This window comes from Hallella colorans (genome assembly GCF_003096815.1).
Classification (GTDB): Bacteria; Bacteroidota; Bacteroidia; order Bacteroidales; family Bacteroidaceae; genus Prevotella; species Prevotella colorans.
This window is the reverse complement of the sequence record NZ_QENY01000002.1, coordinates 90,208-114,673: the sequence shown is the minus strand read 5'-3', so window position 1 is coordinate 114,673 and position 24,466 is coordinate 90,208. Positions and strand designations below refer to the sequence as shown.

20 protein-coding genes and 1 pseudogene are annotated in these 24,466 nt (G+C 45.3%); 9 read left to right on the top strand and 12 right to left on the bottom strand.

Annotated features, from left to right (window positions below; translation table 11 throughout):
- Positions 1-121: 121 nt before the first annotated feature.
- The 11 genes and pseudogenes from C7379_RS01480 to C7379_RS01425 form a co-directional block, all read right to left on the bottom strand.
- Positions 122-502, bottom strand: a complete 381-nt coding sequence (locus C7379_RS01480) for a 2-amino-4-hydroxy-6-hydroxymethyldihydropteridine diphosphokinase (RefSeq protein ID WP_116615672.1) — start codon at positions 500-502, stop codon at positions 122-124.
- Between the two features lie 141 nt (positions 503-643).
- Positions 644-1,093 (bottom strand): ribose 5-phosphate isomerase B, encoded by a 450-nt coding sequence (rpiB, locus tag C7379_RS01475; protein WP_116615671.1) that lies wholly within the window; start codon positions 1,091-1,093, stop codon positions 644-646.
- Between the two features lie 106 nt (positions 1,094-1,199).
- Positions 1,200-3,224, bottom strand: a complete 2,025-nt coding sequence (locus tag C7379_RS01470) for a transketolase family protein (protein WP_116615670.1) — start codon at positions 3,222-3,224, stop codon at positions 1,200-1,202.
- A gap of 41 nt (positions 3,225-3,265) precedes the next feature.
- A pseudogene (locus C7379_RS13240) lies at positions 3,266-3,930 on the bottom strand (alpha-L-arabinofuranosidase C-terminal domain-containing protein); the annotation flags it as partial.
- A 1,330-nt stretch (positions 3,931-5,260) separates the two neighbouring features.
- The gene (gene truA, locus C7379_RS01455) at positions 5,261-6,013 is read right to left on the bottom strand and encodes a tRNA pseudouridine(38-40) synthase TruA (protein ID WP_116615668.1); all 753 of its coding nucleotides are present in this window, start codon (positions 6,011-6,013) and stop codon (positions 5,261-5,263) included.
- A gap of 56 nt (positions 6,014-6,069) precedes the next feature.
- The gene (locus C7379_RS01450) at positions 6,070-6,903 is read right to left on the bottom strand and encodes a hypothetical protein (RefSeq protein ID WP_116615667.1); all 834 of its coding nucleotides are present in this window, start codon (positions 6,901-6,903) and stop codon (positions 6,070-6,072) included.
- Positions 6,904-6,915: 12 nt separating this feature from the next.
- Positions 6,916-8,937: a YgiQ family radical SAM protein gene (locus C7379_RS01445; RefSeq protein ID WP_116615666.1), complete on the bottom strand. Its 2,022-nt coding sequence runs from the start codon at positions 8,935-8,937 to the stop codon at positions 6,916-6,918.
- Position 8,938: 1 nt separating this feature from the next.
- Entirely contained in the window at positions 8,939-9,271 is a 333-nt protein-coding gene (locus C7379_RS01440; RefSeq protein WP_116615665.1) for a hypothetical protein, read from the bottom strand.
- 8 nt (positions 9,272-9,279) lie between these two features.
- The gene (locus C7379_RS01435) at positions 9,280-12,180 is read right to left on the bottom strand and encodes a golvesin C-terminal-like domain-containing protein (RefSeq protein WP_116615664.1); all 2,901 of its coding nucleotides are present in this window, start codon (positions 12,178-12,180) and stop codon (positions 9,280-9,282) included.
- A 13-nt stretch (positions 12,181-12,193) separates the two neighbouring features.
- Positions 12,194-12,751, bottom strand: coding sequence for a 1-acyl-sn-glycerol-3-phosphate acyltransferase (locus C7379_RS01430; RefSeq protein WP_116615663.1), 558 nt, complete (start codon positions 12,749-12,751; stop codon positions 12,194-12,196).
- Positions 12,748-13,020, bottom strand: coding sequence for a hypothetical protein (locus C7379_RS01425; protein WP_116615662.1), 273 nt, complete (start codon positions 13,018-13,020; stop codon positions 12,748-12,750). Before C7379_RS01425 ends, C7379_RS01430 begins: the two co-directional genes overlap by 4 nt.
- Positions 13,021-13,198: 178 nt before the next feature.
- Between C7379_RS01425 and C7379_RS01420 the strand changes: the two genes are divergently transcribed.
- The 5 genes from C7379_RS01420 (at position 13,199) to xpt (ending at position 18,048) form a co-directional block, all read left to right on the top strand.
- A complete protein-coding gene (locus C7379_RS01420; protein ID WP_116615661.1) occupies positions 13,199-14,848 on the top strand; it encodes a diphosphate--fructose-6-phosphate 1-phosphotransferase in 1,650 nt (549 codons plus the stop codon).
- Positions 14,849-15,017: 169 nt separating this feature from the next.
- Positions 15,018-15,845, top strand: a complete 828-nt coding sequence (locus C7379_RS01415) for a glycoside hydrolase family 25 protein (protein ID WP_116615749.1) — start codon at positions 15,018-15,020, stop codon at positions 15,843-15,845.
- A 185-nt stretch (positions 15,846-16,030) separates the two neighbouring features.
- A complete protein-coding gene (locus C7379_RS01410) occupies positions 16,031-16,528 on the top strand; it encodes a thioredoxin family protein (protein WP_116615660.1) in 498 nt (165 codons plus the stop codon).
- 100 nt (positions 16,529-16,628) lie between these two features.
- Entirely contained in the window at positions 16,629-17,393 is a 765-nt protein-coding gene (locus C7379_RS01405; protein ID WP_116615748.1) for a DUF2400 domain-containing protein, read from the top strand.
- 82 nt (positions 17,394-17,475) lie between these two features.
- Positions 17,476-18,048 (top strand): xanthine phosphoribosyltransferase, encoded by a 573-nt coding sequence (xpt, locus tag C7379_RS01400; protein ID WP_116615659.1) that lies wholly within the window; start codon positions 17,476-17,478, stop codon positions 18,046-18,048.
- A gap of 724 nt (positions 18,049-18,772) precedes the next feature.
- Here the strand turns inward: xpt and C7379_RS01395 are convergent.
- A complete protein-coding gene (locus C7379_RS01395) occupies positions 18,773-19,186 on the bottom strand; it encodes a hypothetical protein (protein ID WP_116615658.1) in 414 nt (137 codons plus the stop codon).
- Positions 19,187-19,376: 190 nt separating this feature from the next.
- Between C7379_RS01395 and lepA the strand changes: the two genes are divergently transcribed.
- The 4 genes from lepA (at position 19,377) to C7379_RS01375 (ending at position 24,437) form a co-directional block, all read left to right on the top strand.
- Entirely contained in the window at positions 19,377-21,158 is a 1,782-nt protein-coding gene (gene lepA / locus C7379_RS01390) for a translation elongation factor 4 (protein ID WP_116615657.1), read from the top strand.
- Between the two features lie 25 nt (positions 21,159-21,183).
- A complete protein-coding gene (locus C7379_RS01385; protein ID WP_036893678.1) occupies positions 21,184-21,780 on the top strand; it encodes a Crp/Fnr family transcriptional regulator in 597 nt (198 codons plus the stop codon).
- Between the two features lie 207 nt (positions 21,781-21,987).
- Positions 21,988-23,193 (top strand): pyridoxal phosphate-dependent aminotransferase, encoded by a 1,206-nt coding sequence (locus C7379_RS01380; RefSeq protein ID WP_116615656.1) that lies wholly within the window; start codon positions 21,988-21,990, stop codon positions 23,191-23,193.
- Positions 23,190-24,437: an ABC transporter permease gene (locus C7379_RS01375; protein ID WP_116615655.1), complete on the top strand. Its 1,248-nt coding sequence runs from the start codon at positions 23,190-23,192 to the stop codon at positions 24,435-24,437. The genes C7379_RS01380 and C7379_RS01375 overlap by 4 nt, the downstream gene beginning before the upstream one ends.
- Positions 24,438-24,466: the final 29 nt, after the last annotated feature.

The following is a 24,466-nucleotide window of genomic DNA, read 5'->3' as shown; positions in this document are numbered from 1 at the left end:
GAGGCTATACCAAACAAAAGGCGGCTAATATTAAATTCTTTAAGAGGAGTGTGTTTGAATTTAAAATATAGGTGGGCTATACAAGAATTAATATAAAATGTGTAATCCATTGTTTTATAAACTATAACCCAATGTCGCTCAATAGTTGCTTAACATAGTGACGTTGCCAATCTTTATCATGGTAAATGGTTTGACCAAGTTGTAAAATATCAATATCGATAGGCACCCTATGCGCTCGCTTATCTTCGGGCAGCCGGCCCATGCGGCGCTCAATATCTTTCGTTATTTCTTCCACTTTGTCATAGGATAAAGCCGTGGAGGTGACAGCCAGGCAATTGAGATAAAGATTAGTGCCGCCACCAATAGGCGCCGTCCATATACATTTGCTATAACGCACTTTTGTAAAAACCTGATTAATATATTTTTGTGCATCATTCATATGCTTAACTTGCTCTTTGTTGGTGCCTAACGACAACAACAAAATCTGATTGGAATTATCCATAAATAAATATATAAACAGTTTTTAGAGACTCATTGATAGAGTGTGTATTTTTGATTCAGAAAACACAAGCCATACTTTTGTCACAATATGTGGAGTGAACAAAAATATGGCCTATATATTCTTTTTATTTGCTACTGATGCTTATTTATCGTTGGCACATGGTATCTTGTCGATACGACGCTGGTGACGACCACCCTCAAAATCGGTAGTCAAAAATTCGTCCATGACGCAGCGAGCCGTATCCTCCTCTATAAAACGCCCTGGCATTACCAACACGTTGGCATCGTTGTGCGCGCGGCTAAGCCGAGCTATTTCTGGCATCCAAGCCAATGCTGCTCGTATACCTTGGTGCTTGTTGAGCGTCATGCTGATACCTTCTCCCGAACCACAAATAGCAATGCCGGGGTATACGTCACCATTTTCAATGCCCTTTGCCAAGGCATGTGCATAATCGGGATAGTCGCAACTCTCCTCGGTATCAGTGCCATAGTCTTTGAAGGCGATGCCTTTCTCTTGCAAATACTTTTTTACAAACTGTTTCAAGGCATAACCTGCGTGATCACTGGCCAATCCTATTTTATTGATTTTCATAGTTATAAATATAAATGCTAAAGTGTTAGTAACAAATCCAAGACATGTTTGCAAACTTAGAAAAGTTCGTTTAGCATGTCTTGGATTTATCCTTGATAAGTCTATTTTATTGTTGCATGAAAGCCTTCACTTGGTTATATACGTTTTCTCCAGTATAACCCAACTTCTCGTCGAGCACTTTGTAAGGTGCGGAAAAACCAAAGCTGGGCATGCCAAATATCTTACTGTTAGGACCGATGCCTACCAATCCTTGGAGCGTTACGGCCAAACCAGCTGTCAACCCGAATTTTTTCACCCCATAAGGTAATACGCTATCTTGGTATTCTTGGCTCTGCGTACGGAACAATCCTTCCGAGGGAGCGCTCACGACACGAACCTTGTATCCGTCTTTTCGCAGTGCGTCAGAACCAGATACGAGTGTTGATACCTCCGAACCGCTTGCAACAAGGATAACGTCAGGATTTGCATCAGATCCGGAAACGATATAAGCGCCTTTGGCGGCCTGTTCGTAATCTGTACCCTCGGGTAGACTTTCTATGTTTTGGCGAGACAGTATCAGCGCGGTGGGCGTATCCATATTCTGCATGGCGAGTTTCCAGCACACGGTGGTTTCGTCCGCATCAGCGGGACGAAAAACACGCACGCTATCTTGCCCCGAGTGGTTTTGAAGTTTCTCCATAAGTCTGATTTGTGCCTCTTGCTCAACTGGCTCATGGGTGGGTCCATCTTCACCCACGCGGAAGGCGTCGTGCGTCCAAATAAACTTGATGGGGGTTTGCATCAAAGCTGCTAAACGGACAGCAGGCTTCATGTAGTCGGAGAATACGAAAAACGTGCCACAAGCTGCGATGACCCCACCGTGAAGCATCATGCCTATGCACATGTCAGCCATGGTCAGTTCGCTCACACCCGCTTGGAAGAAAGCGCCGCTGAAGTCGCCTTTCTTCATGCTTTGGGTCTTTTTCAAGAAGCCATCAGTCTTGTCAGAGTTGGAAAGGTCGGCCGACGCGCAAATCATATTGGGCACCTGTTCGGCCAAGACGCCAAGGCACACAGCACTGGCGGCGCGAGTGGCGGTGCCTGATTTTTGCTCTACCTTGCTCCAATCCACCTTCGGGGCCTTGCCAGAGAACCACTCGTCCATCTGTTTAGCCTTCTCTGCATTGGCCTTTCGCCACTCAGATTCCTCAGTCTTGCGTTTGGCAACAATCTTCAAAAGTTCTTTTCGGCGATTGTCATAGAGAGCTTTTACGTCATCAAAGACAACGAATGGGTGCGCTGGGTCGCCACCGAGATTGTTGATGGTGTTGGTGTAAGCGTCACCGCCGAGTGGCGCCCCATGCGTCTTTACACATGCCTCGTAGCTGCTGCCATCTGCCTTTAGGGCACCTTTGCCCATTACAGTCTTGCCGATAATGAGGGTGGGGCGGCTCTCTTCAGATTGTGCTGCGTCGAGTGCTTGACGTATTTGAGAGACATCGTTGCCATCTATCTCCATCACATTCCAATTCCATGCCTCGTATTTAGCTTTGGTGTTCTCACTCATCACGGCGTTTGTTTCAGTAGAAAGCTGGATATCATTCGAGTCGTAGAACATGATAAGATTGTTCAAACCCAAATGTCCTGCTATCCTACCCACTCCTTGTGAAATCTCTTCTTGCACGCCGCCGTCACTGATATAAGCGTATATCTTGTGCTGCATCATGGTTTTTCCGAGGCGTGCCTCAAGAAACTTTTCGGCCACAGCGGCACCTGCTGCCAAGGCATGGCCTTGTCCCAAAGGGCCTGAGGTGTTCTCTATGCCGTGCATGACATCAAGCTCTGGATGCCCCGGTGTGATCGATTTCCATTGGCGAAACTCCTTCAAATCATCTATGGTGAAGAGGCCACGAAGGGTTAGCGCAGCGTAGAGCATTGGGCTCATGTGTCCTGGATCAAGAAAGAAACGGTCGCGTCCTGTCCATTTGGGGTTTTCGGGATCGTACACCAAGTACTCAGAAAAGAGCACGTTGATAAAGTCGGCGCCACCCATGGCCCCACCCGGGTGGCCTGATTTGGCTTTTTCTACCATTGACGCGGCCAAAATTCTGATATTGTCAGCCGCATGGTTCATCACTTTAATGTCATTCATGTTTATAAGGTTTATGGGATAATTTATTTTCTGAGGTTCGTTTAACTCACATTGAATACGACGACAGACATGGCTGGAACTTTCAGTCTTATTTTCCTTTTTTTTTTCTTGCTGTCCTTAAAGGCAGTACGTCTCACCACCTCTGGATGGTTAAAGTCGTTGTAGTCGTCCATATTTTTTGCGGTCAATATTTCGCCAGTCACTGATTGCGATGAAGCACCATCGAGCGCAAGTTCAACAGTTTTGGCTTTGTCCAAGTTGACATTCGTTAGCGATACGCATATAGAGCCATCTGTTTTTTTGGCCGCGGAGATGGATACCTCCGAAATCTTGCAGTCGGTAGCATTGTTCATATGGCCCCCTTGCACGAAGATTAGCCATTTTCACACGGTCGGCGTGGCGATGAAACACGTTGAGTGTGAGCGCAGCCACCATTGCATCGCGCATAGTGTTTTGCTGATACAGGCGCCCTTGGATGGTGCCCGCTTCCTCATCCCACCATGTTCCCCATTCGTCTACGAGCAGGCCGATGCGTTTATGAGGGTCTTTAGCATCCATAATGTCGCTATGTTTCTTGATAACGTCTTCTATTTGTAGACATTTCCCCAAAGTCCAATAGTATTCTTGGTTGCCGAATTTGGTTGTAGGTCCTTTCTCAGCCCAGCTTTTCACCATATGAGTCGTGCAAGGAGAGCCCATCCGTTCGATATGCACGTGCCAAGACGTTCGGCAAACTGGCTGTGTGTCTCCTTGTCTATTTTATCGCCACCCTTGTTTACATGGATGGTGGCCGAAACTTCTTGCCCATTGATAGATAACGTTATCATGGTCAAAGAAAGTATAGTAGATGTTATTTTTCTTCATGTTGTGATCAATAGTGTCCTAAATGTTTTTCTAAAAAAATGATGGAAGTGGCTTTCATTAAAGAAAAAGTATTGCCTTAGCGTTTTCTCAAAACCAAACCATCCTCCATGGCAAAGATAACACTTTTCGCTCAAGTAATCCAAGAATTGCCAAAAGAATTAATCAAATAATTGGTAAAAATAGCATGGCACGGACAAACATGCCAAAGTTTTTTAATACATGGAGCGATCTTGTGAGCTTGGTATTCTGTCAGTTCGCCCGCCGCGTCTCTCTTCGCGAGGTAAGCAACTGACTTCGCCACGCCTACGACAACCCTTGCGGCCGGCACCCTATACGCTGGGTTCGTCAACCTGAAAGTAAGGACTTTGCAAGATCTGTATTGCTTAAAGTTTGCAAAATGGACAAAGTGTGTCGGCGACATTGTGAACCCAGCGATTGACGGTTGAGGTAGGTATGCTGACGCCATGCTCCTTCCATCTGTCACTCGAACTGGTGACAGGCGAACATGTCGGTGATGATTTCAGCGAGCGAGGAAGCGGCGGTAAACAACCCACCGTTTGCTTTTTCGTTGAGTGCAAGCATGAAGTTTTTGGGTAAAGGTAGTAATGCCGGAAAGCCACACAAAAGTGGCTAATGTTGGACGCTTGCGATATAACATCTCAGAATGTAATAAAAAATATCATTTTTTCCAACTTTTAGTATAGGGATGAAAGAGCGAGAAAAAAATGAATATTAAACTTAAAAAACGCGTTTGCGCAAAATAAAATAACACAAGGGTGGGCCATTAATACCTAACGGCACTCTGTGTAAGTGCTATTCGTGTGCCGAATAGGTTGTAATGACGATGCGTTTGGACCTTAGTCATGTTGCCATTGGTATCTTATCGAGACGACAAAAAGGAGCTTATTTCAAGCTTGGAGGATGAATTTTCTTATAAAATGTTGTATGTTAGGCGTTTGCAAAGCAAGCGTCATTTTGGCCGAATTTGTACAAATGTCTTCTGTTTTTTCAAATAATCAAAGCATTTCAACGTTTGTCTTTGCATTGTTAAACATTTTTCATAATGTCACAATATACGTGGAGTTGGGTGGGAGGCACTTTTGCACGTTCGTGTTTATGGATGACGAGGGGTGGGGGCAATGTGTGCGTGAACCGTAAGCGTTGTGCCTGCGTCAGATGCTTGGCGCACTCGTGTCATCGTATTCAATCTGCCAGAGGAACAAACCATGGGCTGGCATGGACTGGCCCGCGTCTGAACGGTTGCCTCGCTTCACTATCGTCTCAAACTGATCCATGCTGATGGTGTGCCGCCCCACGTCTATGAGGGTGCCCACCACGGCGCGCACCATGTTGCGTAAAAAGCGGTTGGCGGCTATCTCAAAGTAGTATGTGCTATCTGATGTTTGTACCCATCTGGCTTTACTGACATGGCACAGTGTGGTCTTGTTGTCAGCGTTGGCTTTGCAAAAAGCCTTAAAATCGTCTACGGTGAGCAGAAAAGCGGCGGCCTCGTTCATGCGCTGAAAATCAAGAGACCAGTTCATTAGCACTGAATAGTGGCGTGCGAAAGGGTCGCGGCGTGTATGGATGTAATAGCGATAGGTGCGGCGTGTGGCCGAAAATCTGGCATGAACATCGTCTGACACCCGTTGCGCGCCGTTGCAACTGATATCTTTTGGTAATATGCGATTGAGCCGATAAGCCAACTGTTGACAGTCTAAGTCGCGGTCAATATCAAAGTGAGCCGCCATCTGTCGGGCATGCACGCCGGCATCTGTACGCCCCGCGCCAACGACCTCCACTGGCTGTCTCAACAATGTGGAAAGCGATTGTTGTAGCCTCTCTTGCACAGACATGCCGTTGGGCTGTATTTGCCATCCGTGGTAGGCTGTGCCATCAAAACTAATCCAAACAAAATATCTCATGGTATAAGCGTGATATTAATGAAACGAAACGATATGGCGATTGGTTCGCCAAATCTTCAAGTGAGAAACCTGACATACGCGCGATCGTCAAAAGAGTGGTTGCCGCGCATCAATCCTTTGGTGGCTTTGAAGTCTCCTATATTGAAAGGGTCGCGCGCAAGCTGTTCGCTCAGGGCTGCCTCGCTTTCTGCCAATGTGGATTTTAGCATGGGATAGCCGTCTGATGCCAAGACTATCTCTGACAGATTTTTGTCAATGGAGATGACCTTGATGCCATCTCGAAATATGGGGTAGCCATCGATCACGGCGAAAGTCTTGTTCTGGCCATCCATCGCTTTGATGAGATGGGGCAAGATAGCATCGCGCGCATAGTCGTGAACGATGGTCAGTCCATCTGTCATATCATTGTGCGCTAACTGGCACGAGCGGAAGCAAGCTGCTCTACGAGCGGCCATTGAGGCTTCGTAGGGCTTGCCATTTTCATGCAGCTGGCCGTCTACCATAGCTTGACAGTCGCCTATCATCCATATCTGTCGATGTGCCTCGCTGTAAATAACGACACTGGCACAAAGACGTTCATGCGGCGGAATGTAGTTGTTAATAATTTGATTTTCAGGTCGATTATTGCTATTAGTTAAATATTCACTACGAATAATCTCGGTGATTTGGTCACAAAAGTCGTCAAGAAGAATATCGATTTTCATCTTTCGGATAAAATTGGCTATCATCTTCATGCAGTGACGACCATTGCTCATGTCAGCATTGAACCTATGTCTTGTCTTGCTCGTGCTACCGTCTATCACCGCCACGAAATGGGGTGTTACAACAATGCCATCCTCACAATCACTCTGTGTGTGTTTGCCGATGAGTTGACGCTCGATAATTTTCATGTCGCTGGTGTTTTATCTACCCTTTTTGCGGCGTGTGCCCGATTGAAAATTGGGATTAAAAGATTTTGGTTTTTTATTTGTGTTTCGAGCTTGCCGATATGGCTTGTGGTTGTCGTTCTCGTTGTTGCGGCGCGTTGGTTTGACTCTGTTTGTTGTGGGCGCGCTGCCTATGGCTTTGTCGTCATAGTGCACCTTGCCTCTAAATGTCTTGCCATCGTATAGCTTCTTGATGAGGTCTGTGCGCCCAATACGCTTTAGGCTCTGCTCAATGTTACGTCGTTCTTCTGTTTTGTACCAGAAGAAGTATTTCCGCTGGGCGAGTTTTTCGCGAGGAGTTTTGGCGCAAAAAACAGGCTCGAGGGTATATGGATCATAGCCAGTGTACCATGTTTCGGTACTCACAGTCATAGGCGTTGGCGTGAAATCTTGCACTTGTTCCAAATGAAAATTCAAGTCTTTGGTGAGTGCGGCCAACTCTGCCATGTCTTCTTCCTTGCAGCCTGGATGGCTGCTGATGAAATAAGGTATGATTTGTTGGTTGAGACCCGCTTTGCGGTTCACGTCGTCAAAGATACGTTTAAACTCGTAAAATTGCTTGAACGGAGGTTTGCGCATGAGCTGGAGCACACGGTCAGAGGTGTGCTCGGGCGCCACTTTGAGGCGACCGCTCACGTGTTTTTCTATGAGCTCACGGGCATATTCCATAGCCGTCTTGTTGGCTTTCTCGTCTTTGCCCTTGTGCAAGATAAGGTCATAGCGCACGCCACTGCCCACAAAGCTCTTCTTGACACCGGGCATCGCGTCCACACTTCGATAAATATCGAGAAGTTTGGAGTGGTCGGTGTCAAGGTTGGGACATATCTTTGGGTTGATACAAGATGGTCGCTTGCAAACCTCACAGGCTTTAAGGTTGCGCCCACGCATGCCATACATGTTGGCCGACGGTCCGCCGAGGTCGGATATATATCCCTTGAAACCATCCATTTGGATGACCTGTCTCGCCTCGCGCAATATGCTTTTTTTGGAGCGGCAGGCCACAAACTTGCCTTGGTGAGCAGATATGGTGCAAAACGAACAGCCCCCGAAACAGCCTCGGTGCATATTGATGGAGTATTTGATCATCTCATAGGCTGGGATGGTTTTGCCCTTGTACTTGGGGTGCGGCATGCGTGTGTAGGGTAGATCAAAAGCTGCGTCCATCTCCTCGGTGGTCATAGGTGGATAGGGAGGGTTGACCACAGTGTAGACATTGCCGACGGCTTGTAATAGCCGTTGGGCGTGCATTTTGTTAGATTCTTCCTCTATGTGTCTGAAATTCTCAGCTTGGGCACGCTTGTCGCGCAAACATTCCTCATGTGAGTGGAGCACTATATCTTGATCTGTGATACCGCCCGGAATATGCTCTGGCCTGCATAGATATACGGTTTGTGGAATGTCGCGTATGTCTTTGATATTCTTGCCAGACTCCAACTCCTGACATAGCTTGAGCGTGTTTTTTTCGCCCATGCCATAAAGGATTATGTCCGCTCCGCTGTCGCAAAGTATACACTTGCGCAATTTGTCTTGCCAATAATCATAATGAGTGAGCCTTCGAAGTGATGCCTCTATGCCACCCAATGCCACCGGGACGTCAGGGAAGAGCTGTTTGAGTATTTGGGTGTATACTATACTGGGGTAATTGGGACGCATGTCGTGGCGCGCGTCTGGGCTATAAGCGTCGTCGTGGCGCAGCCTTCGGTTGGCGGTATAATGGTTTACCATGGAGTCCATCGCTCCGGGACTAACACCAAAAAAAAGCCTTGGCCGCCCGAGTTTCTTGAAATCACGATAGTCGCCATGCCAGTCTGGTTGTGGCACAATAGCCACCTTATAGCCCTCGTTCTCGAGCATGCGACCTATGACGGCCGCTCCAAATGAGGGATGGTCCACATAGGCATCGCCCGAGAAGAGGATAACGTCCAATTGATCCCACCCTCGCAAATCACATTCTTTGCGCGTGGTGGGTAAAAAATCAGTGAGAAGGTATTGGCGCATTTTATTCGCTTGCGTTTGGGGCAATTGGTTCTTGCCCAAACTCGTGCTTGTTCTTCCAATCTATATAGAGCAATACTAATTGATGGAGACCAAAAGCTTTCATGTTCTTATTATATATGACATCAAGGCATAGATCCAAGAGAGCCTTGTCGTTACCCGCTTCTGAGCTGAGCATGGAGCGAATATTGAGCTTGAGCTTGTCGAGCACGGCCTCGTCTATGATGCCATTGCTATCTATGAGATTGCGTAGCAACGAATATTTGTCTATAGTTTCGAGGTGGCTGTCGCTCACTTCAATGCTTCGCGTTCCTGAATGATTGGCTTGAATTTTCATAGTGGATATTATTTTAAAAGATAATTCATGATGCCTTGCATGAGCATGTGGCGGTTGTCACGATTAATAACACACTCGAATGGAAAGCCCATGACGAATGTTTTATAATTGCGTCCATCGTATGCGGTGGCTGCCGGTAACCCATTGCTGTACTGCATGGCGCAAATGGCTCCAGCCTCTGGATTAAGGGCATCGACATGTGTGGCCGCATAATGGTCGGGGTTGAGATCGCGATAGAAGTCGATCGACATGCCAAGCCCAAACGCTCCGGTTATCGTGTCGGTCTTGATGGGGCTTGCCATGCTTGTTTTGAGTGTCTGGGTCAGCCATGTTGCATCGCTCTCGGACTGCATGTCGGTACCAATGTATGCGCCGCTGACCATCAGTCGGCCGCCCGCGAGGGTGTACGCCGTGACCTTTCGCTTGAGAGAGGAGGGGAAAACCTTGTAGAACTTCAGAGCGTCCGGCAGGTATCGCTCCATGCCAAGGATGACATCCACGGCCGCATAGTCGTTGAGGTTGACGCGACCGGTCTCCACCGCCTTGGACGAGCAGCTGGCCACGTTGTACCGATGGGTCGAGGCGATGGCGTCAGCATGCGTGGAGATATAGTCGAAAGTGTTGCCAGCGATAATTTTTCCTGCCAATTCGTTGCCACAATACCCCAACCCTGTCGCGTCTTCGATACCCGCTCGTGAGCGGTCAAAAATGATTTGGCGTCCATTCCAGCCTGCCGTGGCGCCCAAAGAGACACCTATATCCGAATCGAGGTCGAAGCCTTGCTTGGTACCATCGTTTATGACGGCAGGTCCGGAAAGCCTGTGAAATCCATTGACGACAAGGATTGTTTGTGTGGCTCCGGGCTGGACGTAGGCCGATACCACCTCGGAGGCAAAACTCTCGCCACCTCTATTTGCGGCCGTTACTTTGAAATGATACTGCACGCCTGGCTCAATGTTGACGACGGCAGATGTGGAACAGATTTTTTTGCCATTGTCAAAGCCTCCTGTCCCGGTGGCTGTGTACAATATATAATAGGTGGGGGTAGCGGTGGGTTCTTGCTGGTCATCTTGCCTGATCCACGATATTTCCGCTTTTTTGCCTGTTTTAAGCGTCACGCAAACATCCTTAGGAGCCAACGGCTGTATGATGGCGGCATGTCCATGCATGTCGTTGACATATCTGACAATGGTTTTATAGATGGATCGTGCGATGGTAAATTTGAAGTTAGGGTCGTGCCCAAGCAGCATGTCTGGGAAGTTTTGGTGGGACAATGTCTCTAAAATGGCCGATGGAACCTCCGGCAAACGTGTCTCGGAATAGTTGCGATCCCATAGGTATCGACGTGCCCATCTTTTATATTGGTATGTTAAGTCGCGTGTCACGCCACTGAGAAGCTGGTCGGCAAACATCTTGGAGGCTTGCCGAGATATGCCGGCGTCTAACCGCCCGTCATTGAAATTGGTGGTGCATATAGCTAACGAGCCAACCAAGTCGCGCCCATTAGGTGAGACGCCGGCATCGCTGTGTATGGCCAAGGCCAACTCCATAGGCACATTCTTACCCTCGAGTGTAGGCACGAAAACAGATCCGCCGGCCAACCAGTTGAGCATACGAGAGCGAGCGTTGATATCGTCGGCGTAGTCGTCGGTGCCACCGCGGCTGCTGTATACGGGGTAGGGGGCACCTGCCCATTGTGCGTAATAGCGAGCCCCTTCTAACGCACGAGGGTAACCACTAACCATGCCGCCACGCTCAATATTGCCCATACCACCACCAAATCGCACGGCATCGGCCGTGACATAGCCTCGCCGCCTACTTTGGTTGGTAAGCATCACGCAATTGTAAATGTTGTCGCCTCGATCAAAATCGAACGTTCCGAGATACACCCATGTGCCTCCACCCATACGCTGGTTTACCCTAAACTCGGTGGCTTGGCCTTTATGGAAGACTGTATAATGTGCGTCGTCAATGCTCTTTTCAAGCGTCTGGTAACTCACATAAACCGCGTATCGGCCAGCTTTTTTAAAGTTGGGCTGCCATTTCACATATGCTTTGCCACTTTTTTTGGTCGCCTTAATCATTTGTGCTGAACCTGCCTCAAAAGGATTCTCATTATCCAAGTATCTCCCTTGGTGTGGCGCGAAACCCTTTATGCCCGTCGATATCCACCTGTTGCCTTCCGCATACTCGTCGTATCCACGCCCCGAATTGTTCAAGGAAGCCTCCGCGTCGATGATGTATTCATCAGTTTGCCAATCTCTTTCGCGTGGAGTAAACACTACAGCGCCAGCGTTTTGAAGCATGGGTATGAGATAAGGCACCACAATGGTCTGCGTGAACAGGTCTTCGGTGGTGCAAAAAAGATTTGGCCTTTGCCATTTCCAATACCCCTTTTGGTTGTCATAATAACGACCGTGTGATTGCCAAACCGTGATGTGTTTGTTGCTAAGGCCATGTGTTATCTTTGCAATTCTTGAGAAATTACTTACCCAGGCTTTTCCTTTGTAGTCTATTTTCCCCCATAACGCCCTCCCGTCGTCGTATCTTTTAACATAGCCTGGGACGTACTGTTCTATGGGCATACCATTGGTAAGAATCTGTATGTTATACTTATTATAAGGTATGGGCAGCGCCTTTTTTACTTTTTTATATATCTTTCCCACCTGTTTGCGGGTGAAATCTTGTAACGCGAAATGCTCTGTTGTAATCACAACGACGGTCCGAGTGTCGTTGTCCACGACCATCTTTAGCAATCGTGGTTGTTGCGTAAAAGTAGTATGCTTGGCCGTATAGGTTAGAAAATAGTTGTTAACAGCCTTTTCCGCCTTGATTTTCAAAGCGGTGTTTTGTGCCATCAATGCTGTCGATGTGACCCATAGGCATAGGGCCAACAATATTTTTTGCATTTTTTCTAATTCTCTATAATATCTCGCCAATGGTGAATTTCTCAGGTTTTTTGCCTCGATAATCTTTAAAATACAGTTTGGTTTGTCTCATCTCATGCTCAAAATCGCCTGTTGGAATGAAACTTCTGGTACATTCTATGAGTTTCTGCTCATAGTCTACGCCATATAATAGCACGGGAATACGCGCTTTGAGAGCGATAAAATAAAATCCTTTTTTCCAATCAGGGTTAAGCGAGCGAGTTCCCTCTGGGGTTACGCACAACTTGAATTCTTCTTGCTTGGAAGCAATTTCTGCCAAGCTGTCGGTCATACTTGTGTGTTTAGCTCTATGTACAGGTATACCCCCCATGCACCTGAATATAGGTCCTAAAGGCCAAAAGAACCATTCTTTTTTCATCAAAAAATTAATTCTCATGCCCGAAGCGTACATGTAAAGCAAACCTATCAAGAAGTCCCAGTTGCTGGTATGTGGGGCCAAACAGATTATAAACTTTTTTGGATGCTCAACCGTTACGTGTGTCTTCCATCCTAACAGGTCGTACAATAGCCAATTACATAATTTCCTAATCATCCCAAATTACCAATTTGGTCAATGATTTCAGAAACTCTTTCGTTAAAGTCTGCAATGAGTTTCTGATAGTATTCTTTGGGTTTCATGCCCGGCTCAGGGTGTGAGATACGTTTCACAAAATCGTTACGCACAATTAATATTGTGGAAAGTAATGCTTCTGCACTATCCTTATTGTCAGTGGTGCCATACAGAGAAGCTGCCACAACCTCCGCAAACAGTTCGCTGCAAATGTAGTTGATGGTTTGTTTGAGATTTCTTTTATTTGCCATATATTCTAAAAATAAGTGATGTTGCAATATTTTGCTCAAAGGTATGAAAAAAACAATAGATAGAAAAATATTATTAAAAAAATAATTCTAAAATGTTTTATATAATTTTTATCTCTTTCATTAAAAAAAAGATGTACTTTTGCATCAAGTATTTTTTTACATCTAAAAAGTTATAAAAATGAAAGCAAGCCTTTTACAAAAAGCTCGCGCCAAGTATCAACCTAAACTCCCCAATGGTCTTGCGGGAGTGGTAAAAGTAAGAGAGGGTGAGCCAACGCAGAGCGTAGGAGATCAGGATGAGGTAAAGAGATTGTTCCCAAACACTTACGGTATGCCCGTGATAGAGTTTGTACCCGGCGAAAAACGCACTGCCATGAAGATGAATGTGGGTGTTATTCTTTCGGGCGGCCAAGCTCCTGGCGGTCACAATGTGATATGTGGTATCTATGATGCAGTGAAACATCAAGACCCAGAGAACAAGGTTTATGGCTTCTTGATGGGCCCCGGCGGATTGGTAGACCATAATTATATGGAGCTTACCGATGAATATGTTGAGAACTACCGCAACACGGGTGGCTTTGACATGATAGGTTCTGGCCGTACCAAACTGGAAAAAGAAGAACAGTTTGAAAAAGGTCTCGAGGTGCTTAAAAAACTTGATATCAAGGCCTTGGTTATCATTGGTGGTGACGATTCCAATACCAACGCGTGCGTACTGGCTGAATATTACGCAGCTCATAACACTGGCGTGCAGGTAATTGGATGCCCCAAGACTATTGACGGCGACCTTAAGAATGATCAGATTGAGGCAAGTTTTGGTTTTGATACCGCCACCAAGGTGTACTCAGAATTGATTGGTAATATTGAGCGCGACGCCAATTCGGCTCGCAAATATTGGCATTTCATCAAGTTGATGGGGCGTTCTGCCTCTCATATCGCATTGGAGTGTGCACTGCAAACGCAACCAAATATCTGTCTCATTTCTGAAGAAATAGAGAAGAAAGACATGACGCTCAACCAAATTGTGGAAGATATTGCCTCTGTGGTGGCACTGCGTGCCGAGGATGGTAACCACTTTGGCGTTGTGTTAGTACCCGAAGGTCTCATAGAGTTTATCCCTGCCATAGGGCGTCTCATAGACGAGTTGAACGACTTGTTAGCCGCTCATGGTTCTGAATATAAAGATTTGAAAGAGCAGGAACAGCGCGAATATATCCTTGCTCATCTCTCAAAAGAGAACGCGGCGACGTTCGAGACATTGCCCAACAATGTGGCGCAACAACTCTCGTTGGATCGCGATCCACACGGAAATGTACAAGTTTCTCTCATCGAAACCGAGAAATTGCTGTCAGATATGGTTGGCGACAAGCTTGAGAAATGGGCGAAAGAGGGCAAGTTTAGTGGTAAGTTCGCCACGTTGCACCATTTCTTTGGCTATGAGGGAAGGTGTGCCGTGCCATCCAATTTTGATGCCGACTACTGCTATGCGCTCGGTGCAAGTGCCGCAAATCTTATCGCAAATGGCAAGACAGGCTATATGGCCACTGTTCAAAATCTCTCCGCTCCTGCCACCGAATGGAAGGCAGGCGGTGTGCCTATCACCATGATGCTCAACATGGAGCGTCGCAATGGCAAAATGAAACCAGTCATTCGCAAGGCTTTGGTAGACCTTGATGGCGCGCCTTTCAAAAAGTTTGTGGAGCATCGCGACGAGTGCAAGCGCAACACCTGCTTTGTATATCCTGGGCCGGTACAGTATTGGGGGCCAACAGAAGTATGCGATCGCGAAACACGTACGCTTGCTTTGGAAAACGCTGCCAAGAAGTAATACCTGACATGCATACATAGTTACAAAGGTCATTCCTCGCCCGTTTTTTATAGGCGGGAATGTCCTTTTTAATTTAATAGTACAGATGTCCAATAAAAAAAATGTCAATAAAAAAAGAGCGTCGGTGCCAAACCAGCACCGTGCTTTATATCATCGACATACGGGCATCATGACATTCTGGCGACATATATCTTTTCTCAAAATCAAATCACCCGGTGGATGTATTTTCGGTGCAGTCGGTGTGTTGACGATTTATGTGCTCATATTTTATTATTTCTTTGTTGGTCCCACGGGTTTCAGGTGGCGAGCACTTTACGGAGACCCTAAATACCCACAAGGTTATGATATTCACGGCATAGACATTTCACATTATCAAGGCAATATCAACTGGGAGAAACTCAAGGCGAACGCATTGATAGATGGCAATCCTATTCGTTTTATCTTTATCAAAAGCACAGAGGGTGCCACGCGTATTGATCCTAATTTTGATGACAACTTCGCCCAAGCCCGTGAAAATGGTTTTTTAAGGGGAGTGTATCACTTCTGGAGTAACCAGTCGTCGGCACGCGAACAGGCCCATTTTTTCTTAAACCATGTGCATCTACAAGATGGAGACTTGCCCCCCGTACTCGACATTGAGCACAAACCAAGCGATGTTAGTGTAGAGGATTTTCAGTTGGATGTGTTGACATGGTTGCATATCGTGGAAGATAAATACGGGGTCAAGCCCATCATTTACACTTACTATAAATTTAAGGAAGCATATCTCAGCGCGCCTGTTTTTGATGACTATCCATACTGGATAGCCCATTATTATGTAGACAAAATAGAGTACAAGGGCAAGTGGAGATTTTGGCAACACACCGATACCGGTCAACTGCCAGGCATAAAAAACAATGTAGACCTGAACGTATATAATGGTTCTTACTATGACTTAATACACCTAACCATTGGCAAACAAGCCCAAGTGCCCTCGCGTGTGCCCATTGTAGATTGATATGTCGGTCTGCACAAGCACAAAAATAGTGAGAAAATAGATGGAATATCTAATGATTATCATAAAGAATCGCCTCTATATATCATTCAAATATGACACATGAATTATATTGATACAGAGAACGTTAAGCATATTACTTCATGTAACACATTAATTTAAATAAACCTTTATAAAGTACAAACGTAATGAGAACAAAACATTTTTTTCTATTCGTCGCAGCCTTTGTGGCTGTCGTTGCGCTCTCGAATTGCGCGCGAAAACCTAAAAAAGAGACTTCACACATAGCGCAAAATGCCACGAGTGAACATACCGGGAAGCAAGCATCTAAGATGGTCCAACTTACCAAGGAGATGTTCGACATGAGGTTTGCCAACGCCGACGGCACGGATGACAAATGGAAACCAACAGGCAGCAAGCCGGCGATTGTCGAATTTTGTGCCACATGGTGTGGCCCCTGCAAGCAGCTGGCACCTGTCATGGAGGCATTGGCGCGGCAATATGATGGGCAAATCGTTTTTTATAAGGTAGACATAGACCAAGAGAAGGAATTGGCTAACATGTTTGGGGTGCAAGCCATTCCATCGCTCGTTTTCTTCCCACTCGACGGAACGCAGCAAAGCACGTTGGGCGCTATGAGCAAAACAGAGATAGAAAAGAAGATTCGCACGCTGTTGCTTAAATGATCGCTAACGGCTCGTCTAAACGAAATAAGCCATTGGCATGCAACTAAAGGCATGATTGGAACCTATGTGTGCCAGTCATGCCACAATATGTTTACGCATTATGGACATCGCCATTCGCGAACTTCTCATTAGATATGCAGAACGGTTTGAAACACCATCTTTCCTTATCAATGACCCGTCTTGGTTCATGCACCAAGTTGATGGATGTAACAATCAGGAAATCATGGCGTTTATAGCATCATGTTTAAGCTATGGATCACGCAAACAGTTCATGCCTAAAATCCAATTCTTGCTGCACGCTTCTAAGGGCGAACCGTTCGAGTGGGTGCGAAGCGGAGCCTTTGAGAACGACGTGCCAGGCAGACCCGAATGTTTTTATAGGTTATATTCTTATCACACCATGAACCAGTTCTTGCACGCCTTGCGTAGGCTAATAATAACTTTTGGGTCGATTGGCGCATTTGCTGCATGCAAAAGCCTAAGTTTGGATGGTTGCGGAGGCAATGCCATCAATGTGCTCAACGCCTTGGCCGATTGGTTTTACGACAGTGGACTGCAAGGTATTGTACCTAAGCCTCACACCTCATTGTGCAAACGTCCGTGCATGTTCATGCGCTGGATGGTACGAGACTTGTCACCCGTTGACCTTGGACTATGGGCTGACTATGTTAACAAGGCATCGCTTTTCGTCCCGCTGGATACGCATGTCATGCAGACTGCCCGCCGGCTTGGGCTCTTGAATAGTATGAACGCAACATGGAAAACAGTGGAAAGGCTTACCCTCGAAATGGGCAAGGTGTTTCCCGGCGATCCGGCTCGGGGAGATTACGCCCTGTATGGGGCAGACCTTCCGGAAAATTATTGAAAACACAAGCGCGCAAATTATGTAACGGATGAGCGACAACACATTAATTTTGTTATTTTTATACCCTTAATAAAACATTGCGATGAGAGAATTGAAAGCTCGCATTTTAAAAGACGGCAGAAGTTTGCCGGGTGGCATTCTCAAAGTGGACAGCTTCATAAACCACCAAATGGACCCTTACCTGATGAGACAGATAGCCGTTGAATTTATTCGTCGTTTCGCCTCGACGAAAGTCAACAAGATTATTACCATAGAGGCCAGTGGCATTGCTCCGGCCGTCATCTTGGGTCTATTGATGGATGTGCCTGTTGTTTTCGCCAAGAAAAAGAAACCCTCTACCATGGACAACATGCTTGCCACAACAGTTTACTCGTTCACCAAGCAGCGCAATTACGATGTGGTGGTATCTCGCGAGTACCTTTCGGCGAATGATCACGTGCTGTTTATAGACGACTTCTTGGCCAATGGCAACGCTGCGAGAGGCATCGTAGAGTTGTGTGAACAAGCAGGGGCTACACTCGAAGGCATGGGCTTTATCATCGAAAAATCGTTTCAACATGGGCGTGAAAGGCTTGAAGAGATGAACATACGGGTGGAAAGTCTTGCCGTGGTGGAGTCGTTGGACAATTGTCAAATCAGACTCATGGAAGAGTGACGTTTTTTCAACTGGCAATTGTGACAAATATCATAGATTGGAAAACACCATCATAAAATATCATAAATTATTTATAATTAAACATTTACAATTATATATTTAAGTATAAGTTTAGTTCTATTATGGATATATTAATTACTTGTAAATAACTTGACAAAAACGATTTTACAAGGTGTTTATTTAATAAAGATATCATTTTATGCGCCTATATGCCCATAAAATGCTGTTTTATGCAAGTGTCTGTACCATTGCGTTTTATGAATTTCCGGGAAATTTCCTGAAACAAATATTAGCTAAACCTTTTTCGTTTGGATATTAATGGCCATTCGATTAGGCATTAATGACGAGACAAATAATGCTTAAACGAGACGCGATTACGGCTTATAGCCGTAACGAATAGTACCCAATCGGGATGCGTGTCTTATTTTTCGATCTGATTTTGGGAGGCGTCTTGGTTATAAACAAGCAAAAATTCTCTGTAACATAACATTTCCAAAGTGTTTATTTTGGTATTTTATATTGACACAGCTCTTGCTTTTCTTTCTTTTCTATTGGTTTATCCAAAATCTAAAAAACATTTATAAACAGAGTGTTACATATAACAACCGTATCGTTATTTATACATAATACAATTTGCGTCGTAACGTTTGGGCGTTATCTTGACATAGACATGGGCATGCTTTTAGGCATGTTGATACGGTGTTTTGGGCCAGATTGACCAAGGCTATTTGTAATTATTTTTAGAAAACTTTTCTTCCATGAGCACTGATTTGCTCTTTTCAGAATAAAAAATGTACCTGAAGTTGTAGCCTGCATCTTTGTAAGTCTTGACCCGAGTGTCGTTTTTGAGATCTTCGAGTAGGGCTTTCTTAATCTTGCCACGCACAAGTTTTATCGCGTCCAAATTGTCCGCGCTACCGCTAAGCTGGTAATGGTAGCAAAGTGTAAGGGTCGCGCGGTCGAAAGTAATGCTATCCAGCCGTTGCATGTTTTGGACAGGAGTGGGGCAGTAGCGCTCTGTAAAATCTTGCGCATCCTTGGCAGCCCTGTCAGCCAATGTGGTGTGTTTGCACGACGTAAACGCCACTGTTAATACGATAAAAACGGTAGAAAAAATTAAGTATAAGTTCTTTTTCATTTTTTATAACACATGTTTAAATGCCAGCGTAGCCATTATTTACAAACCTATCATGTAGCCATAGCAAATGTAATTTGCGCAACAGATATGAAATTATGGCATCTTGTCTATTGCAAAGTTAATAAAAAATTGGAGCTTGAACGATTATATCTTATCTTTTTCGTATCTTTGCAATGAGAAAATTAGATGGATGGAATTGATAAGAAACTTTTGCATTATTGCGCATATAGATCATGGTAAGTCTACATTGGCTGACCGACTCTTGGAATATACTGGCACAATTGCGATAACGGACAGCCAAGTTCTCGACGACATGGACTTGGAGCGCGAGCGTGGCATTACCATAAAAAGCCACGCCATACAGATGCAACACATGTTGGATGGCAAAAAATACGTGCTCAACCTGATAGATACTCCGGGGCATGTTGATTTCAGTTATGAAGTGTCTCGAAGCATAGCAGCCTGCGAAGGAGCGCTGCTTGTGGTCGACTCGACGCAAGGGGTGCAAGCCCAAACCATCTCAAATCTGTACATGGCCATAGATCACGATTTGGAAATCATACCCGTGATCAACAAGATAGACATGCCCAACGCCATGCCCGAGGAGGTAGAAGACGAGATAGTCGAGCTTATAGGTTGTGCGAGGGAGGACATTATCCGTGCCAGTGGCAAGACCGGCGAAGGCGTTGACAAGATAATCGAGGCGGTGATCAAGCACGTGCCGGCACCCAAGGGCGATGCGGCGCAACCGCTGCAAGCCTTGATTTTCGACTCTATTTTCAACCCGTTTCGTGGCATTATCACCATTTGCAAGATAGAAAATGGCTGCATTCACCAAGGCGACAAATTAAAATTTGTGCAGACGGGCATGGAGTATACCGCCGATGAGGTAGGCGTTTTGAAGATGGATATGTGCCCTTGCCAATCGCTTTCTACCGGCGAGGTGGGTTATGTCATCTCTGGTATCAAGGAAGCTACCGAGGTAAAGGTGGGAGACACCATCACGCACAAAGAACGTCCATGCGCACATGGCATTGCCGGTTTCCAAGAAGTGAAGCCCATGGTCTTCGCGGGGGTATATCCGATAGACCCTTCAGAGTATGAGAATTTGAGAGCCTCGCTGGAGAAACTGCAGCTCAACGATGCGTCACTAACATTCATGCCAGAGTCGTCCCAAGCCTTAGGTTTTGGGTTTCGCTGTGGTTTTTTGGGGTTGTTACACATGGAGATCATCCAAGAGCGGCTTGACCGAGAGTTCAACATGGAGGTTATCACTACCGTTCCAAATGTGTCGTATATGGTGCATGACAAACAAGGCAACAAGTTAGAGGTGCACAACCCAAGTGGATTGCCAGAGCTTACCAATATAGATTATATAGAAGAGCCGTACATCAAAGCCAATATCATTACGGCGACAGAATATTATGGTCCTATCACTAAATTGTGTCTTGACAAGCGTGGCGAACTCATTAATCAGCAATATGTTTCAGGTAATAGGGTAGAGCTGCACTTTAGCATGCCTCTTGGTGAGATTGTCATTGATTTTTACGACAAACTGAAGTCTATATCGAAAGGCTACGCATCGTTTGACTATGTGGTAGATAGCTATCAACCATCCAAACTTGTCAAGCTCGACATACTGCTCAATGGCGACTCGGTGGACGCACTTTCCACGCTAACGCACCAAGACAACGCCGTAGCCTTTGGCCGTCGAATGTGCGAGAAGTTGAAAGAGCTGATACCAAGGCAACAGTTTGACATAGCCATACAAGCCGCCATAGGCTCTAAAATCGTAGCGCGCGAAACCGTGAAACAAGTGCGCAAGGACGTCTTGGCAAAATGTTATGGTGGTGACGTGAGCAGGAAGCGCAAACTTTTGGAAAAACAGAAAAAAGGAAAAAAACGTATGAAACAGGTGGGCAATGTGCAAGTGCCTCAAAATGCGTTTCTTGCCGTGCTTAAGTTGGACTAAGAACTTCAAAATATTAACCAAAACTATGAACAAATTGCAGACTACCACACGGGATATTGCCAGGGAATTGGCAAGAAAATACAGTACCATGACTCATGAGGAGCTTGATACATTGGAAAGTATCCTTGTGCCAAGAAAATACGCTAAAGGTGAGATTATCTTGGCCGAAGGAGAGGTTTGCAAGGAGATAGGATATATAGAAAAAGGATTGATACGTCAATTTTACTATAAGAATGACAAAGAATTGACGGAGCATATTGGCTCTGACGGTGAAATCTTTATGTGCATCGAAAGTTTGTTCAGAGAAGAAAAAACGCACTTGCAAGTGGAAGCTCTTGAGCCAACGACTGTTTACGCGTTGCCAAAATTGCGATTGGAGCAAGTGGCATTACACAACGTGAACATACAGATATTGTATAGAAAAATATTGGAGGAAAGCTTGATCATCTCACAGATACACGCTGATCTTGTGCGATTTGAGTCTGCTCAAAACCGTTATCTCAGGCTGTGCAAGACAAATCCGCAAGTGGTTTTGAGGGCACCGCTGGTGTATGTTGCCAGCTATTTACAAATGACACCCGAAACGCTGAGCAGAGTGCGCGCGTCATCATTAATGGCATAATTAAAAAAAACTTTTGTTCTTTGCATGCTTAGACAATCAATTGCGTTTGCGCTGCATGTTAAACAATAAACGATTAAATTCTGGGCATAATCGGCATTATGATAAATAGGCTATATTTTGGATTTGTTTGTCATAATATTATTTGTATAATATAAATAAAAAAATTATCTTTGTCATAGAAAAAATGAAATATAAAGAGGGAAAATTATGCCTGAAATTTCAATGCGTGCGCAAGAAATGCCCGAGTCTCCAATTAGGAAGTTGGCACCTATGGCCACTGCGGCTGAGGGGCGTGGAATAAAAGTTTACCATCTTAATATAGGGCAACCGGATATGCCGACGCCCCAAATAGGATTGGACTCGTTAAAACATATAGACCGAAAGGTATTGGAATATTCACCCTCGCAAGGACATCTTTCTTATCGGAAGAAACTTGTTAACTATTACGCAAAGTACAACATAGATGTCTTGCCAGACGATATTATAATTACAACGGGTGGTTCGGAGGCTGTGCTGTTTGCGTTTATGAGTTGTCTAAACCCGGGCGACGAAATAATCATACCAGAACCAGCCTATGCCAACTACATGGCTTTTGCTATATCAGTAGGTGCCAAAATACGCACAATAGCTACGACGATAGAAGAAGGCTTCTCTTTGCCAAAAGTTGAAAAGTTTGAGGAGCTTATCAATGAACGCACGCGGGCTATCATGATATGCAATCCGAACAATCCGACAGGCTATCTTTACACTCGTAGGGAAATGAACCAAATACGCGATTTGGTCAAAAAATATGACCTTTTTCTTTTCTCAGATGAGGTGTATCGAGAATATATATATACGGGTAGCCCTTATATCAGTGCCATGCATCTTAGCAATATTGATGACAATGTACTACTCATAGACTCGGTCTCTAAACGATACTCAGAATGTGGTATTCGTGTTGGAGCCTTGATTACGCGAAATTCCGAAGTCAGAAAAGCAGTTATGAAATTCTGCCAAGCACGCCTCTCCCCTCCGCTTTTGGGTCAAATAGTGGCAGAAGCCTCGTTGGACGCACCCGAGGAATATTATCGAGATGTTTATGATAGTTATGTGGAGCGTCGGAAATGCTTGATAGACGGTTTAAATCGCATACCGGGCGTGTACTCCCCTATCCCCATGGGCGCTTTTTATACGGTAGCCCAGCTACCTGTAGATAATGCTGAAGATTTTTGCAGGTGGTGCTTGGAAGAGTTTGATTATGAAGGAGAAACCGTGATGATGGCCCCAGCCGCAGGTTTCTATACAACGCCGGGGGCTGGCAAGGACCAAGTGCGTATTGCCTATGTGCTCAAAATCGAAGATTTGTCGAGAGCCTTGGTGGTATTGCGAAAAGCTCTTGAGGCGTATAACAAAAAAAGTGACAAGGTATGAATTTTCCTCTCTTCATAGCCCGTCGAATATACGGAAACCATCATAATGAAAGAAAAGTGTCTCGTCCGGCCATTGTCATTGCCGTGGCGGGAATAGCTATTGGACTGATGGTGATGATCGTGTCGATATCTGTAGTATTGGGTTTCAAACATTCCATACAAAACAAGGTTATTGGCTTTGGGTCGCACATACAGGTAACTAACTTTATGTCGCAAATGTCTGCCAATGATTATCCCATCGTGATTGACGACTCGATGATGAATGTAATCAAAAAGATGCCGGGAGTGAAGCATGTTGAACGGTATGCCTATAAACAGGGCATACTGAAGACAGACAATGATTTCTTGGGGGTAACGTTTAAGGGAGTTGGGCAGGAGTTTGACTCCACGTTTATTCATCACAGCATGGTGGAAGGATCTATTCCCACGTTTTCGGATAGTGTTTCGAGCAATAGAATATTGATTTCAAAAATCATGGCGGACAAACTTAATCTTAAATGCGGTGAGAAAATATTCGCCTATTTTATAGATCAATCGGGTGTTCGTATGCGAAGGTTAACCATTCAAGGTATATATCAAACCAACTTAAACCAGTATGACGAGTCGATTTGCTTCGCAGACCTATATACTGTGGTCAAACTTAACGGTTGGAACGCAGACCAAACTTCGGGGGCGGAGGTTAGCTTGACTGATTTTAGCAAACTTGATCAAACAGAAAAGAATTTCATTAAAACGGTTAATCGCACCACAGACAAGTATGGAGAAACCTATGCCTCGCAAACAATCAGAGACGCAAATCCACAGATTTTCAATTGGCTTGACTTGTTGGATGTCAATGTCGTGATTATCATCGTGCTGATGATAGCTGTGTCAGCTGTCACGATGATTTCCGGCTTGCTCATCATTATCCTTGAATGCACCAACATGATAGGTGTAATGAAAGCCTTGGGTAGCACCAATACGAGCATTCGGCACATCTTCTTGTGGTTCTCGACGTTTGTCATTGGCCGTGGCTTGCTAATAGGAAATGCTGTCGCTTTGGCGCTTATATTTCTACAAAACCAATTCAAGATATTCAAACTTGATCCCTCGGTCTATTATATCAGCGCAGTGCCAGTGGAAGTGAACTTGCCGTTATTCTTAGCCTTGAATGTTTTGACGTTTGCACTGTGTGTACTGATGTTGGTAGCTCCAAGTTACCTTATCTCAAAAATCTCGCCCACGAAGAGTATTCGATACGAGTAAATCGAGCGCTGAAAAATAAAGTGTCAAAA